The sequence below is a fragment of the Micromonospora parva genome, from assembly GCF_000718515.1.
GTDB classification, from domain to species: domain Bacteria; phylum Actinomycetota; class Actinomycetes; order Mycobacteriales; family Micromonosporaceae; genus Micromonospora; species Micromonospora parva.
This window is the reverse complement of the sequence record NZ_JNZS01000016.1, coordinates 120325-134352: the sequence shown is the minus strand read 5'-3', so window position 1 is coordinate 134352 and position 14028 is coordinate 120325. Positions and strand designations below refer to the sequence as shown.

At 68.9% G+C, this 14028-nt stretch carries 10 protein-coding genes; 6 read left to right on the top strand and 4 right to left on the bottom strand.

Annotated elements, in window-relative coordinates; all coding sequences use genetic code 11:
* Positions 1–4 precede the first annotated feature (4 nt).
* Both IF22_RS0122570 and IF22_RS0122565 read right to left on the bottom strand, forming a co-directional pair.
* A complete protein-coding gene (locus IF22_RS0122570; RefSeq protein ID WP_387221958.1) occupies positions 5–928 on the bottom strand; it encodes an NAD(+)/NADH kinase in 924 nt (307 codons plus the stop codon).
* A gap of 100 nt (positions 929–1028) precedes the next feature.
* Positions 1029–4136: a M14 family metallopeptidase gene (locus IF22_RS0122565; protein WP_030335153.1), complete on the bottom strand. Its 3108-nt coding sequence runs from the start codon at positions 4134–4136 to the stop codon at positions 1029–1031.
* A gap of 344 nt (positions 4137–4480) precedes the next feature.
* On the opposite strand from IF22_RS0122565, the gene IF22_RS36215 reads away from it, so the two are divergent.
* The 4 genes from IF22_RS36215 to IF22_RS36210 all read left to right on the top strand — a co-directional run bounded on the left by IF22_RS36215 (position 4481) and on the right by IF22_RS36210 (position 8320).
* The gene (locus tag IF22_RS36215) at positions 4481–5161 is read left to right on the top strand and encodes an acyltransferase (protein WP_051708721.1); all 681 of its coding nucleotides are present in this window, start codon (positions 4481–4483) and stop codon (positions 5159–5161) included.
* A gap of 108 nt (positions 5162–5269) precedes the next feature.
* On the top strand, positions 5270–6217 hold the full coding sequence (locus tag IF22_RS0122555; RefSeq protein ID WP_030335149.1) for an NAD-dependent epimerase/dehydratase family protein: 948 nt from the start codon (positions 5270–5272) through the stop codon (positions 6215–6217).
* Positions 6217–7740, top strand: coding sequence for a lipopolysaccharide biosynthesis protein (locus IF22_RS0122550; protein ID WP_051708720.1), 1524 nt, complete (start codon positions 6217–6219; stop codon positions 7738–7740). Before IF22_RS0122555 ends, IF22_RS0122550 begins: the two co-directional genes overlap by 1 nt.
* On the top strand, positions 7703–8320 hold the full coding sequence (locus tag IF22_RS36210; RefSeq protein WP_280940611.1) for a DapH/DapD/GlmU-related protein: 618 nt from the start codon (positions 7703–7705) through the stop codon (positions 8318–8320). The genes IF22_RS0122550 and IF22_RS36210 overlap by 38 nt, the downstream gene beginning before the upstream one ends.
* Before the next feature lie 10 nt (positions 8321–8330).
* Here IF22_RS36210 and IF22_RS0122540 read toward each other — a convergent pair whose 3' ends face one another.
* A complete protein-coding gene (locus IF22_RS0122540; RefSeq protein WP_167337327.1) occupies positions 8331–9626 on the bottom strand; it encodes a glycosyltransferase in 1296 nt (431 codons plus the stop codon).
* Between the two features lie 171 nt (positions 9627–9797).
* Here IF22_RS0122540 and IF22_RS33310 point away from each other — a divergent pair, with 171 nt between their 5' ends.
* Both IF22_RS33310 and IF22_RS33960 read left to right on the top strand, forming a co-directional pair.
* Positions 9798–10883, top strand: a complete 1086-nt coding sequence (locus tag IF22_RS33310; protein ID WP_156057810.1) for a glycosyltransferase — start codon at positions 9798–9800, stop codon at positions 10881–10883.
* Positions 10880–12205, top strand: coding sequence for a glycosyltransferase (locus IF22_RS33960; RefSeq protein WP_030335140.1), 1326 nt, complete (start codon positions 10880–10882; stop codon positions 12203–12205). The genes IF22_RS33310 and IF22_RS33960 overlap by 4 nt, the downstream gene beginning before the upstream one ends.
* Here the strand turns inward: IF22_RS33960 and IF22_RS0122525 are convergent.
* Positions 12176–13501 carry a hypothetical protein gene (locus IF22_RS0122525; protein WP_051708717.1) on the bottom strand — a complete coding sequence of 442 codons (1326 nt, stop codon included), beginning with the start codon at positions 13499–13501 and terminating at the stop codon, positions 12176–12178. The genes IF22_RS33960 and IF22_RS0122525 overlap by 30 nt on opposite strands.
* Positions 13502–14028: the final 527 nt, after the last annotated feature.

Sequence of the window (14028 nt, the reverse complement as noted above, 5' to 3'; positions counted from 1 at the left end):
GTATTCAGCAGGGTGGGGGGTCGGCGGGTGGGGGTAGTTGTTGGCCGCGTCGGCGCAGTTCTTCGGGGAGTAGTTCGCGGAGTTGCTCGGGGAGGAACGGCAGGTCGAGCAGCGTCATCTTCAACTGGTTGCGCTCCTGGTAACGCAGCGGATCGAAGCGGACCACCAGACCGGCGTCGCGGCGGTACGAGATGTCCACCGTCCCCTCCGTCGCCGCGTCGCGGAACACCAACCCGTCCATCTCCACGACCACCGGCGACGAGTTGGGCTGCAACTCCAACCGGATCTTCTCGTCCGGGGAGAGCACCACCGCCCGGGAGATGCCGGCCATCGGCGCCGCCGGCGTGATCACCACCGAGTCCGCCGCCGGGGAGATCAGTGGACCACCGGCGGCGTAGCTGTACGCCGTCGAGCCGATCGGAGTGCTGACCACCACGGCGTCGCTGCGGTAGTAGCCGTACTGCTGGCCGTCGATGGCGAGCGTGACGCTGACGAAGCCGGCCCCCGGCTGGCGAACCAACGCGATGTCGTTGAACGCCACGATGTCGTCACCGCAGACGTCGCAGGCGAGGCAGGCGTGCGACTCGATGGTGAAATCCTTCGACAGCAGCCGGCTCAGCGCTTCGGGCAACTCCGGCGGTTCGACTTCGACGAGAAACCCCAGACGACCCAGGTGTACGCCGAGCACCGGCTTGGGGTCGCCGATGGCGGAGCGCAGCGCACCCAGCATGGTGCCGTCACCGCCGATGCTGATCAACGCGTCGGCGCGGGCCGCGACCTCACCCGCCGGCACCGGCTCGACGGCGGACGGGACACGGTGCTGGTCCTCCTCGCGCACCATCAGCGTCTTGTGGTGACGCGTCGCCCACCGCTCGATGATCCCGACCACCTCGGTGACATCCCGGGTGGGGTGCAGCACAAGTCCCAGCCCCGACACCCGTACAGCTCATCACATCGCTGGCGGGCGCACCCGGCGTACGCCGAAGGTGTGCCGGCGGCCCGCGGGCCGCCGGCACACCTCGCCGCCGTCAGGGGCGGGGCTGACCGGTGAGGTGGGTCAACGAGCGGGCGACCAGGTCATCGCGGGCCGCCGGAGGCAGACCCTCCAACCCGAAGCCCAGATACACCGTGTCCCCGGTGACCACCACCGAACCCTCCTCGAACGCCTGCTGGCTGCGCGACCAGTCGTTGGCGTTGCCCGCGGAGCCGGGCGGTGGACCGGCCACCGTCCAGCCCCCCAGGTCGGCCGACTCGAACGAGGTCTCCGCCACTGTCGACCCGTCGACAAGCACCCGGGCGTCGTCCAGGAAGACACCCAGCCCCTGGGTGCCCCAGTCCGAGGCGTACGTGATCGACACCTCGACCTGCTTGCCGGCGTAGCCCGACAGGTCGACCACGAACTCCTTCCAGCCACCCGATGACCCGGTCGCCGCGTTCCAGCTGCCGGTGCTCCCGGTGGGGGAGCAGTCCGCGCCCTGGTAGTGCGCGAGGAACGGGTGCAACTGCTCCACCCAACCCTCGGTGCAGCTGTCGCCGGTAACAGTGCCGGTCTTGCCGTTGACGTCCGGCAGGGTCGTCCAGTCGTCGCTGCCCACCTCGTGCGCCTCGACGAACATGAAGTCCCAGTCCTGCTCGATCTCGTAGGAGGTGAAGAAGCGCAACTCCGCGCTGCTCGCCCCGGTGAGGTCCACCGTGCGGGTGAGCCGCTTGTACGACTCGTCGGTCTGCCCGCTGTACAGGTACCACTCACCGGTACGCGGATCGAACGGCGCACCGCCCGGTCGGGTCCAGCCCACCGGCGCGGAACTGGCGAACTGCGGGAACTCGTCCGGCGGCAGGAAGCTCGACGTGGTCAGGAACGACGCGGTGTGCGCCTGGTTCTCCGCCGAGCCCGAAGCGTTCAGCTGCCCGGTGAAGCCGGTGAACGCCGCGTCGGTCCCGGCGACCGGGAACGGTTCCCCCGCCGGGCTGGTCCCGCCGTCGCTGACGTAGGTGTGCGCGCCCAGCCAGTACTGCTGGAAGTCGTTCAACAGGGGCAGACAGCTGGCGGCCCCGGCGTCGGTGCACTCCGGTGGCGCGTCCGGGTGATAGACGTACGACCCGTTGGCGCCCTGCGCGAACAACGCGTACTGGCCGCTGACCAGCAGTTTGCCGCCCTCGTTCAGGTAGTCCCGAACGGCCAGCTCGGTGTCCAGGGCTGCCCTGGCCGTCGTGCCGGCCACCTGACCGGGGGAGCGCAGGATCACGTCGTCGCCGGTCTCCCAGACCACCGCCCGGTAGTGCGACAGCACGCCCAGCGGATGCGGCGCCTTGCGGCCCATGACGTCGAAGTCGTACACGTCGCTGCTGCGCCCGGCGGCGCTCAGCGACGCCGCGACCTCGTCGGCGTACTTCGCGGTGCTGCCGGTCTGCGCCGGGCTGAGGCCGGTGACGTCCTCCATCGCGAGAACCAGCACGTCACCGCCGATGTCGTTGTGCACCCGATAGGTGAAGTGGTCGCTGGCCACCACCCCGGCACGCGGTTTGTTCCCGGTGAACCAGACCTCCACCCGGTCGCCCGGCTTAGCGCCGCTGACCGTGCCGCGTAGCTCGGCGTAGTAGTCGTCGTGCGTGTCGCCGTACCGCTCGCCGCCGCGCCACTCGCGGACCGCGACAGTCTTCGGCCGTCCACCGTTGACCATGTAGTGCATCCGCACGTTCTTCAGCGCCCGACGGGTGATCGAGGCGACCTGCTGGGTGCGCCCGTACGAGGTGTCGAAGGCGTCCACCACGAAGTCCGGGGTGCTGCGACCGACCACCGACACCGGCTCGTCCGGGTCCGCCGCGGACCGGGCCACGGCCAGCGCGAACGGCAGGTTCTTGCCCACCTCGCCGGCGATCAGCGCCTCGTCGTCCGGGAAGATGAAACCGCTGACGCAGTCCTCCGGGCGCCACTGGTCGTCCGGGTCGACGGCCGAGGCGGCCTCGCAGGTCGACATCTCCGGGGTGAAGCCCAGCGTGCCGTACTTGACGGTGGCGTGACTGTCGGTGTCCCCGTTGGTGGTGTACAGCTCCGCGGAGATGTCCGGGTCGTAGCCGGGCACCGCCGGGTGCGCGTCGTCCCCGGCCATCGCCTTGTAGATCTCGTCGTCCGGGGTGGGGGTGCTCACCTGCCAGCCGACGCCGTAGAGCAGCAGCTCGGCCGCCGAGTGGTAGTTGACGAAGAACTCGAACCCCACCCGCTTGAAGAGCCGGTCCAGGGCCACCGTCTCCGGCTCCGAGTTGGGGCCCGGACCCCGGTAGGTCTCACTGTTCGGCTCCGGCGACGAACCCTCGTTGTCGTACCCCCACTTGTAGCTGAAGTTGCGGTTCAGGTCGACGCCGTCGCCGGAGCCGATCTGCCCGTCACCGTTGTTGTCCCGCAGGTTCTTGCGCCACAACCGGTTGCCGGGGGTGAAAGTGAAGTCGTAGCCGTCCGGGTTGGCGACCGGCAGGAACCACAGCTCGGTCGTGTTCAGGAGCTTGGTGATCTCCGGGTCGGTGCCGTAACTGTCCAGCACGTGGTGCATGAGCCGGCGGGTCATCTCCGGCGTGATCCACTCACGGGCGTGCTGCGCGCCGGCATAGAGCACCGCCGGCCGCTTGCCGTCCGCGACGGTCCGCGCGTTCTTGGTGACCTTCACCGCGACGATCGGCTGCCCCTGCTGGCTGCGACCGATCGTCTGCACCTTGGTCAGCTTCGGATATCGGGCCGCGGTGGCGTTCAGCTCGTCGCGCAGGCCGCCCGGCTCACCGTAGGGACGGAAACTCGTCCAGCCGGCCGCGCCCTGCTCCCGCAGCGCCTGCGACGCGTCCTTGCCGCGAACCTTCTTCACCGACAGCGGTACGCCCTTGTCGGTCAACCGCTTCGCCTGCCGTCGGCTGAGCACCGTCTCGACCGTCGTCCGGCCCGACGAGTCCGTCTTCGCGTCGTGGCCGAGGTCGACCCCCGCCGCGCGCAGCTGCTCCCGCTGTTTCGCGTCGACGGTGCCGACGTACACCTCCAGGCCGTCGCGGGCGCCCGGGTCGGACGGTGGCCGCGCGCTGGCCGGTGGGGTGAGTGCCAGTGCGCCGAGCAGGGTGACCACGCTGGCGATCGCCAGTCGTCTCGGTCTCATCGCGCCTCCTTGGGTGAAGGACCTGTAGGCGCGAGCCTTCGGTGCGGCGTGATCGATGTCAATGGTTCGATGGGGGGAACGTTGCTGACCGTGTCGACGTAACTTCCTGTCGTGACGACCGGTCGCGTGGGCTGGCCGCCGTAAAAGTCGGCGCCGACGTCCGGTCCCGTGCACTCTCCCGACGCAAGAGATGGGCATTCGTGCATAAAACCGACTATCCGCACGTACGCTCGCTCCTGTCCGCAGCAGTGGTGACGAAGCCAGATGGGGGAGCAGGTGTCGATGCGTCAGATCCGTGGTCCGGTCCGGCCGGGCGTCATCGTCGCGGGGCGGTGCCGAGCCTGATGCGCGTGTCGTCGCAGCACCCGGGGCGGGTGGTCACGGCGATTGCCCGCCTCCTCGACCTGATCTGGGTCAACGGCACGCGGGCTCGCAGGGCCGTGCGGGGCGTGGCCAGCGCCCGCCGGTTTGCCGCCCATGGAGACAACTTCGCCTTCGACCCGGACGGCGTCTACACCTACGAGACGATCGAGGTCGGCTGCAATGTCGATCTCGGTCACCGTCCGGTCATCATGGCTGCTCGATCCCGGATCCGCATCGGTGACAACGTCATGTTCGGGCCCGAGGTGACCATCCGGGGTGGCAACCACCGGATCGACCGCCTCGGCGTGCCGATGATCTCCGTCGAGAAGTGTCCCACCGACAGGGCTCTCGATCGGGGAGTGACGATCGGCGACGACGTGTGGGTGGGCACCCGTGCCGTCATCCTGCACGGAGTGACGATCGGTCGCGGTGCGGTGATCGGGGCGGGCGCCGTGGTGACCCGTCCGGTGCCGCCCTACGCGATCGCCGCCGGCAACCCCGCCCGAGTGATCCGGTTGCGCTGGCCGGTGGAGGCGATCGTCTCGCACGAAGAGCAGCTCTACCCGCCGGAACGCCGGCTGACGCCAGCGGAGCTGGCGGTGCTGTCGGATCTTCCAGGGTCCGCCGCGCGGCCCGACCCGTCCGTCGCCACCGTCCCCTGACGGCGCGGCGCATCGTCGTGCCGTAGTCGCACGATGACGAAGCGTGACAGTCGTTGGGGAAACTCGTTGGACCGGTTGACCAGTAAACGGGGCGTGGAGGCGGGACGCATGCGACTACTCATCACCGGCGGTGCGGGATTCATCGGCTCCAATCTCGCCCGCGCCGCGGTCCTGCGGCGCAGCGTCACCGACATCCGGATTCTTGATGACCTGGCGACCGGGCGGATGAGCAACCTCGACGGCCTCGACGTGGACACGATTCCCGGTTCGATGCTCGACGACGAGGCGCTGGACCGGGCGATGGCCGGCCGCGACGCGGTGGTGCACCTGGCGGCGCTGCCGAGCGTGCCGCGCTCGTTGCGTGATCCGATCGCCTCACACCACGCCAACGCCACCGGCACGCTGCGGGTTCTGGAGGCAGCGCGCCGGCACGACGTGGGCCATGTCGTCGTCGCCTCGTCCTCGTCGGTGTACGGCGCGAACCCGGTGCTGCCGAAGACCGAGCTCGCCTGGACCCGCCCGCTCAGTCCGTACGCGGTGAGCAAGCTGGCCACCGAGGCCTACGCACTGGCGTACCAGACGTCCTTCGGTCTCCCCACCCTCGCGTTCCGGTTCTTCAACGTCTACGGTCCGGCCCAGCGGCACGATCACGGGTACGCGGCTGTCATCCCCCGCTTCATCTACGCGGCACTGCGCGGTGAGCCGACCGAACTCCACGGAGATGGTCGGCAGTCACGCGACTTCACCTATGTCGAGACGGTCTGCGCGGTGCTGCTGGCCGCTGTCGAGCGGACGGTCACCCATCCTCAGCCGGTCAATCTCGCCTTCGGCGTTCGCGCGGAGCTGCGCACTGTGGTGTCCGAGTTGGAGCAGATCATCGGCCGCCCGATCATTCGGCGGCACGTGGCGCCCCGCCCCGGGGACGTCCGGCACTCCGAGGCCGACAACAGGGTGCTCCGTTCACTCTTTCCTGACGTGGTGCCAACTCCCCGGCTCGACGGTCTGCGGGCCACCGTCGAGTGGTTCGAGGCGCACGTGTTGAAGCAGCCCGCCTGATGGCCGACCGCCCCTCACGCGCTGGGGCGGCCCCGCCCGTGCTGGTCGACGCGGTCGACGAGGCGTCCGCTGCCACCACGCCGGCGGTACGGGCCACGACGGTGCAGGCGGAGCCACGCCAGGACGACGTGTCGGCGGCACGGCGGTCGCGTGGCCGTGCGCTGGTCACCGGCATCGCCTCGTCGCTCGCCGGCAAGGCCGTCGGCCTGGTCGCGCCGCTGCTGATCACCCCGATCGCCTTCAGCTATCTCGGCGCCGAGCGGTACGGCATGTGGATGGCGATCACGTCGCTGACCGCGATGGCGTTGTTCGCCGACTTCGGCCTGGGAAACGGTCTGCTCACCCGGCTCTCGCGGCTGTACGCCACAGGTGATCGCCGCGTGGCGGCCCGGGAGATCGCGAGCGCCTACGCCCTGCTCACCTGCCTCGCGGTGGCGCTCCTGCTGGTGTTGGTGCTCAGCATTCAGCTGGTTGCCTGGCCGGCGTTTCTGAACGTCGTGGACCCGGTGGTGGCTCGGGACGCCCGAGCGGTCGTCTTGCTCTGCTTCGGTGCCTTCCTCATCAACATCCCGCTGGCCCTCATCCAGCGGGTGCAGTACGCCCACCAACAGGTCGGGCAGAGCAACCTCTGGCAGGCGGCCGGCAGTCTCGTCTCGGCGGCTCTGGTGGTGGCCGCCGTCGCCGCGAACGCCGCTCCGGTTCTGGTGATCGCCGCCGCGGTGCTCGCCGTGCCGCTGCTGAACCTGGCCAACTCGATCTGCTATTTCGGCTGGCAGCAGCCCGACCTCCGGCCACGCGTGAAGGACGTGCGCGCCTCGAAAGTGCGGGCGCTGCTCCGACTGGGGTTGCGGTTCTTCGGACTCTCCGTGCTGAGTTCCATCGCCCTCAACATCGACGGGTTCCTGGTCGGTCGGGTGCTCGGTCTGCACGCGGCCGCGAACTACGCGGTGATCCTGCGGATGTTCGCCGTGCTGGTTCTGTTCGTCACCTTGGTCAACCTGCCGCTCTGGCCGGCCAACGGCGAGGCGCTCGCACGGGGTGATGTGACCTGGGTCCGGCGCAGCACCCGACGGATGGTCTACCTGTCCGCTGCGGTGGTGACACTGCCCGCGCTGTGCCTCATTCTGGGCGGCAACGACATCCTGCGCCTCTGGGTGCGGTCGGACGACCTTGACCACGTGCCGGTCCCGCTGTTCGTCGCGCTCGCCGTGTGGTCGGTGTTTCTCGCTGTCGCGGCGCCGCTCTTCATGGTGCAGAACAGCGTCGGGCTGCTGGGGGCGCAGTTTCTCGGCTGGGCGGTCTGCCTTGTTGTCGCCGTACCGCTGAAGATCCTCCTTGCGGGCAGGGACGGGCTGTCCGGTGTGGCGCTCGCCTCGGCGCTGTCGTACGGGGTCACCGTGCTTCCCGCCGCCGTCGCCGGATACCGCAAGGCGTTGGCCAGCGTCTCAGCAAAGAGATCGAATCCGATCGAAATGGAGCATGATGGTGAGTACATTGCGCGGCATCGTCGTCGCCCTGCGTGATCGGCGAGCGGCAGCCCGCGACCCGGAAGGGTTCGCGCGTTCGATCGGGGTGAACCTGCGCGGACGGGTGCGTTTCTACGGCGTCAACCGGAGCATGTTCGGCTCTGAACCATGGCTGATCACCTTGGGCCACAATGTCTACATCACGGCCGGAGTGCAGTTCCTCACCCACGACGGTGGCACTCTCATTCTGCGCGGAGAGCATCCCGATCTTGAATGGACCGCGCCGATCAGTGTCGGCGACGACGTCTACATCGGTGTCCGATCGATCATCATGCCGGGGGTGCGGATCGGGGATCGGTGCATCATCGGCGCTGGTTCGGTCGTGACCCGTGACGTTCCGGACGGCAGCGTCGCCGCGGGCGTACCTGCCCGCGTTCTCCGGAGCACCGACGAGTACCTCACCGCGATGAAGGCCAAGTCACTCGGCTGTGGACACCTGCCGGCTCAGGAAAAGGCCGCGGTGATCCGAGAGATCTACGGCGTGCCGGGGCATCAGAAGGACCGGGCGGCGCGAGCGACCTCAGCCGGCAGCAGGAGGACGACTGAGCCGACAGCTCCCGCTGGTCCGCTCGGGTGATCGGGTCGAATCACCACCCGCCGAGCGGTGGGCGTACGTCCGTCTGCCCGCTCACGTGGTCCTGCTCGGTCCGCGCCCCGGCCACGAACGCGCTCACCGTGGGTGCCCAGGCCCGGTAGTCGAACGCCGCAGCCCGCTCCCGGGCGCGCCGGCTCATCTGCCACCACTGCGCGTCGTCCAGGGTGAGCGCCCGCATGAGGCCGTCCCGCACGTCGTGCGCGCCGGGACCCGCCAGCACGATGCCCTCTCGACCGTCGTCGATGTAGGTCGCCAGGTCACTGGTGTGGTTGAGCAGAACCGGGCAGCCGGCGGCCAGACTCTCGGGGACCTTCGACGGAAAGCCCGCCTCGGCGTAACCCCCGGTGGGTCGGACCAGCACCGAGAAGTGCGCCGCGCGCAGTTCGGCGAGAACACGCTCGCGCGACACCCGCCCCAGGAAGATGACCTGGTCGCCGAGGTCCGTCACCGCCCCCTGGTCCAGGTCGGACATGGCTGCGGCCTGCTCCTGGGTCATCCCGGCTATCGTCAGCCGGACCCGCTGGCGTTCGGGTTCCGGCAGTCGACGGATGCCCTCCACCACCGCGGCGAGGTGGTCCTTGGAGCCCGCGGTGCCGGCGTACAGCAGACGCAGGCTCTTCGTCAGTGACGAGGGCGCCGGTTGGCGATAATCGGCGCAGTCGACCTGGGGCGGAACCACCAGGACGGGCCGGTTCGGCCGGATGAGACGTCGCTGCAGCGTCGTGGAGATGGCGATGATCCGATCGGCCAGCCGCGCAGCGAGGAAGGAGTGCCACCGGTGCCGGATGAAGTAGGGCGTCAGGCGTCCACGGCGAAACTGTCGGGGGTCGTGCCGTTCGAGAACGTCCACCGTCAACGGGCAGCGCATCGTCAGCCGTAACACGATCCAGGTGGTCAGGTTCCACAACCCGAGTGGAAGGCAGACAGCAGTGACCTCACCGACGGGCACCCCCGCCTGACGCAGGACCTTGAGTACGCGCAGTGGTCGGCTCTGCCGGCGCAGCCAGCGCCGGAGCCAGCTGCCTCCGCCTGCGGCGACCAGCGTGATCAGACGCAGTTCGGGTGGCAGGGCGAACAGCTCAGGTTGCCGTTCGTTGTCGGGCCAGTCGTTCACGATCAGGGTTGTCGCGCCCGGGGGAGTCGCGGAGCGGGCCAGCTGGAGCAGTCGGTTCGACATGGCGTCACCGTGCGGGAACCGGTACGCCGCCACCATGACCACTCGTGGCCCGGGTTCGCCGGAGGTAATGGTCGGCTGAGCTGGAGAGGTGAGGGTCTCGTAGCTTTTCATGCTTTCCATTCGTATAAAGCGTGTCTCAGGCTTTTGACGGCTATTGCCGGTGTTACTGTACGCACCGATTCGGTTACCGGGGATCAGGGCACGCCGCCGGTGCCGGTCGTCGACGATGGAGTGTCAGTGGAGCCAGCCAGTCGGGACGAGCAGAGTCCGTACACCCCACCTGTGCGAGCACGGCCGATAGTCGTGCAGCACTCGGCCGGTACGCCCGGCGCCAACGGGCCACTGACCGCCGTGGGGCGGGTGCTGGATTCCCCACTCAGCGAGCGGTACGAGTTCGTCCGCATGCATCAGGTCGGCGGCAACGGTGGCCTCAACGTGCCTTTGCTGCGCCAGTGGGTCCGACTTCTGCGGGGGGTACGCCCCGACCTGGTGCACGTGCGCGGCCTGCAGAACGAGGGCTTTCATGGCGTGCTCGCCGCCCGGTTGGCCGGCTGCCCCCGAATCCTGGTCACGGTGCACGGCACCGTGCGGGACCTGAGGCACGGCGGCCACACCTGGCGGAGAACGATGGTGGTCCGTGGCGCGGAGCCGGCAACGCTGCGGATGGCCAGCCACGTCGCCACGGTCTGCGAGTACGCCGCCGACCGGGACTTCGTCCGGGCGCACGCCGGCAAGTTCGTCGGCGTGATCCCCAACGGGGTTCCGCTACCTACCGATGTCGATGCCGTGAGGAGTAGCCGACGCGCGGCCCTCGGCCTTGCCCACGACGACGTGGCCATGATCGCGGTAGCGCGCCTGAACTGGGACAAGGGCTTCGGGGTGCTGGCGGACGCGCTGCGCCGACTGCCGCCACGCCCTGGTCGCCGGGTGCTGCTGGTCGCCGGTGACGGACCGGACCGGGCCGGAATCGCCGAGGCACTGGCCGACCTGCACGGCATCGAGGTGCGGCTGCTCGGCAATCGGCTCGACGTGCCGGACCTCCTCTCGGCCGCGGACATCTTCGTCTTTCCCACCCTGCACGAGAACCTGTCCAACGCTCTGCTGGAGGCGATGGCCCACGCTCTGCCCGTCGTAGCGTCGGCCGTCGGTGGCAACATCGAGGTGCTTCGCCAGGGCGGCGGGCATCTGGTGCCGGCCGGCGACCCTGTCGCATTCGCCACGGCCCTGGAGCCGTTGCTCGACGACGCCGCCGAACGCCGGCACCTGGGGGAGACGGGCCGCAAGGTGGTGCACGACGCGTACAGCCTGCCGGTCATGCTCCGGTCTCTCGATGGCGTCTACCGGCGCATCCTGGCAGGTGCGACGTGACCGACGAGCCCTGTCCCCGGGTGCTACTGCTGGGCTTCACCATCGGGGACGACTTGTTCCGTCACATCGTGGCGCACGACGTCGTCATGCCCACCCAGACCCACACGTTCGCCTGGGCCCTGGTGAGGAGCATCCGCGCCGCGGGCGGTCCGGTCCGTCTGCTCTCCGCGGCCCCCGCGTCGACCTTCCCGCGCAACCGCCAGATCCGCTTCAGGTCGGGGCGGTTCGAGCAGGACAACGTGCAGGGAGAGCTGCTGGGCTTCGTCAATCTACTCGGCCTGAAACATCTGACGCGGTTCGTCGCGGTCGTCCGTGCGGGCTCGCGGACGCTGCGCCAGCACGGCGACGACGTTCTGCTCATCCACGGCGTCCACTCGCCGTTCCTGTGGTTCGGGGCCCTGGTCGCGTGGCGACGGTCGGTACGGGTGGTGCCGGTCCTGACGGATCCCCCGGGAGTGGTTCTCCCTGAGGACGGCCGGATCGTCCGGGCGTTACGGCGGCTGGATCACACGCTGGTCCGGTTGGCGTTGCGGCGGTGTTCCGGCGTCGTGGTGCTCACCACCGCGCTCGCCGAGGACTTCGCGCCCTCGCTCCCGCGTCTGGTCATGGAGGGAATCTGCGATCCGCCCCCGGCCGAGGCGTCGACGGCCCACCCCACCCGTCCGCTCGTCTCAGCTCGGCCCCGCGTGGCGCCGGACGAAGCGCCGGCGGTCTGCCGCGACGTCGTGTACGCCGGCGGGCTCACCCGGGCCTACGGTGTGGATCGTCTGGTCGAGGCGTTCCGCGGTATGGACGATCCCGATCTGCGCCTGTTCCTGTTCGGTAGGGGAGAGCTGGAGGAATGGTCCCGGACCCAGGCCGAGGCCGATCCCCGGATCGCCGCCCCGGAGCTGCTCGACCGCGCGGCGCTGATGCCGCGCCTCGCACGTGCCTCGGTTCTGGTGAACCCGCGACCGGTGGATCAGTCGTTCGTCCGCTACTCGTTTCCGTCGAAGCTCATCGAGTACCTGTCGACCGGCGTTCCGGTGGTGACCACCAGGCTGCCGGGCATTCCACCCGACTATGACCCGTACCTGTGCTTCGCCGAGTCCGACACGGCCAAGGGCCTGCGCGACGTCCTGCTCCGGGTGCTCGCCATGGCTCCCGAGGAGAGGGCCGCTCTCGGCGGCGCGGGGGCCGCGTTCGTACGACGGACGCGCGGTCCGGAGGCACAGGGCGAACGGCTCCGGTCCTTCCTGGCCGACCTGATGACCGCCTCACCGGGTGGTGGCGGGTCGGTGGAGAAGCGCGGCCTACCGCAGCACCCGCGCGGGAGGCGTTGACCCGCTCCCGCTGCGGGTGAGGGCCGTCCACACGTACAGGAACAGCAGGGTGACGACGCCGATCAGCGCTGGGCGCGACATGCCGAGCTGATTGTTCGCCGGGATGTACGCCACGAGCAGACACATCTGCACGAAGATCAAGATCGGCAGGATGCCACCCGAGAGGTTCACCTCGCGCCAGAGCCGGGCGAAGAACCAACCCAGCAGGGCCATGAAGAGCACCGTTCCCGGGAAGGTGAGATCTGAGGCCAGCCAGGGATAGATCGTCGCCCAGTACATGCCCGCAGGCCACCCCGTCCGGTATTCGGTACGGACCGGGTACGCCGGGTACTGGTCAGCGTCGATGCCGAGGTACTGGCCGGCGTACGAGGTGATCGCCGGGGTGCTGCCGAGCCCATGGGACCAGGTGAACGGCGTTTCGAGGTTGTAGGCGAGGCCGAGGTAACCGTGGGTTGGATAGATCACCAGCGCGGCCAGCCCGGTCGCCACCTGCTCGCCGGCGATCCGCTCGACCGTCGGATTCGCACGGACCCGATCCTGGGTGCCGAACTGGTCCACGCGATCTGCCTGATTGCTCATCATGTAGCCGCAGAAGAGCACGACCACGACCGCCACCAGCACCGTCGCGCGTCGCCGCTTCTGCCGCTGCGCGATGCGATCGGGATTCCGCGACGACGCGATGAGCAGCCCGGCGGCAATCATCAACACGAAGTCGCCGAGGCCCTTGAGCGTGCCGATGTAGAGGAAGAAGACGCTGTAGACGCCGATGCCGGCGAGCCCCACGAGTCGCAGGCCGCTCGACAGTCGCCGCCAGTAGACGACGAGCAGTGGCACGAGCGCGGTGCCCAGAACGCCGAGCAGGGTCAGTACCTGGATGACCGGGTTGGTCCGCCCGGCGTCCTCCTGCTGCTGGTAGACGGTGAACTTGTTGAGGTACGCCCCCGCTGGGTCCTGCAGGCTGGCAATGATGCTGCCCGGACCGGTTGCCCCGTATTCGAGTAGCAGGGCCACGCCGAAGACCATGTAGTAGATGCCACCGGCCAGCACCAACCGGCGAGCCCGCAGGATGTCGGTGGAGCGGGTCGTTCTGGCCCTGGGCGCGGAATTGCCGCGGAAGAGCTGTGCGACATAACCGACGGCAAAGGCGCCGGTCGCGCTCAACACGAACAGCCACAGCACGCCGCGGTTCGGCACCTCCTGCGCCAACGCCCCGGTCCAGAAGAGGCCGAATGTGCCCAGCATCCAGCCGCCGGCCAACAACAGTGGCAGCCACGCTCGCAGCGAACGACGGAACACGGCCGGGGGTTGTTGATTCGTTCGCGGCAACGCCGGCGTTGGCGCGAATCGACGTGTGGTGAGGTCTGGTGTTGTCGTGCTCATCCAGCTGTGCTCCCGCGTCAGTGTCCGCTCCGCCGGGTGCGTCCCGGTAGTGGTCGTTCTGCTCATCCCGGCCTGCACCGCCAAGCTGTCCGTCGGTAGGCGCACGGCAGGACCGAAGACGTGTGTCGTTCTGAAGAGCCGGCCAAGGTCGCAGGCGGACGTGCCGGATGTGTGTCACCAGTGCGTAAGGGTGTTATAGCAAGCGTCGATCCGGTAATTCGCATGTTTCATGAAATGACTGCGACAGATGCCGTTCGGGCTGCGCACTTTGGCGCGACTCGTCGCCGCGTGCGGTCCCCGGGGCGACCGACCACCCGCGATCGTTTCTTCCTTGTCATGCTTTACGGCGATTTAGCAGCGACAAGCGTATCTGCCGGCTGGACATGTCGTTGTCCCCGGTGCCGCAACCGGCCGAGCCGGCCCTTGCTGCGGATGGATCGTGG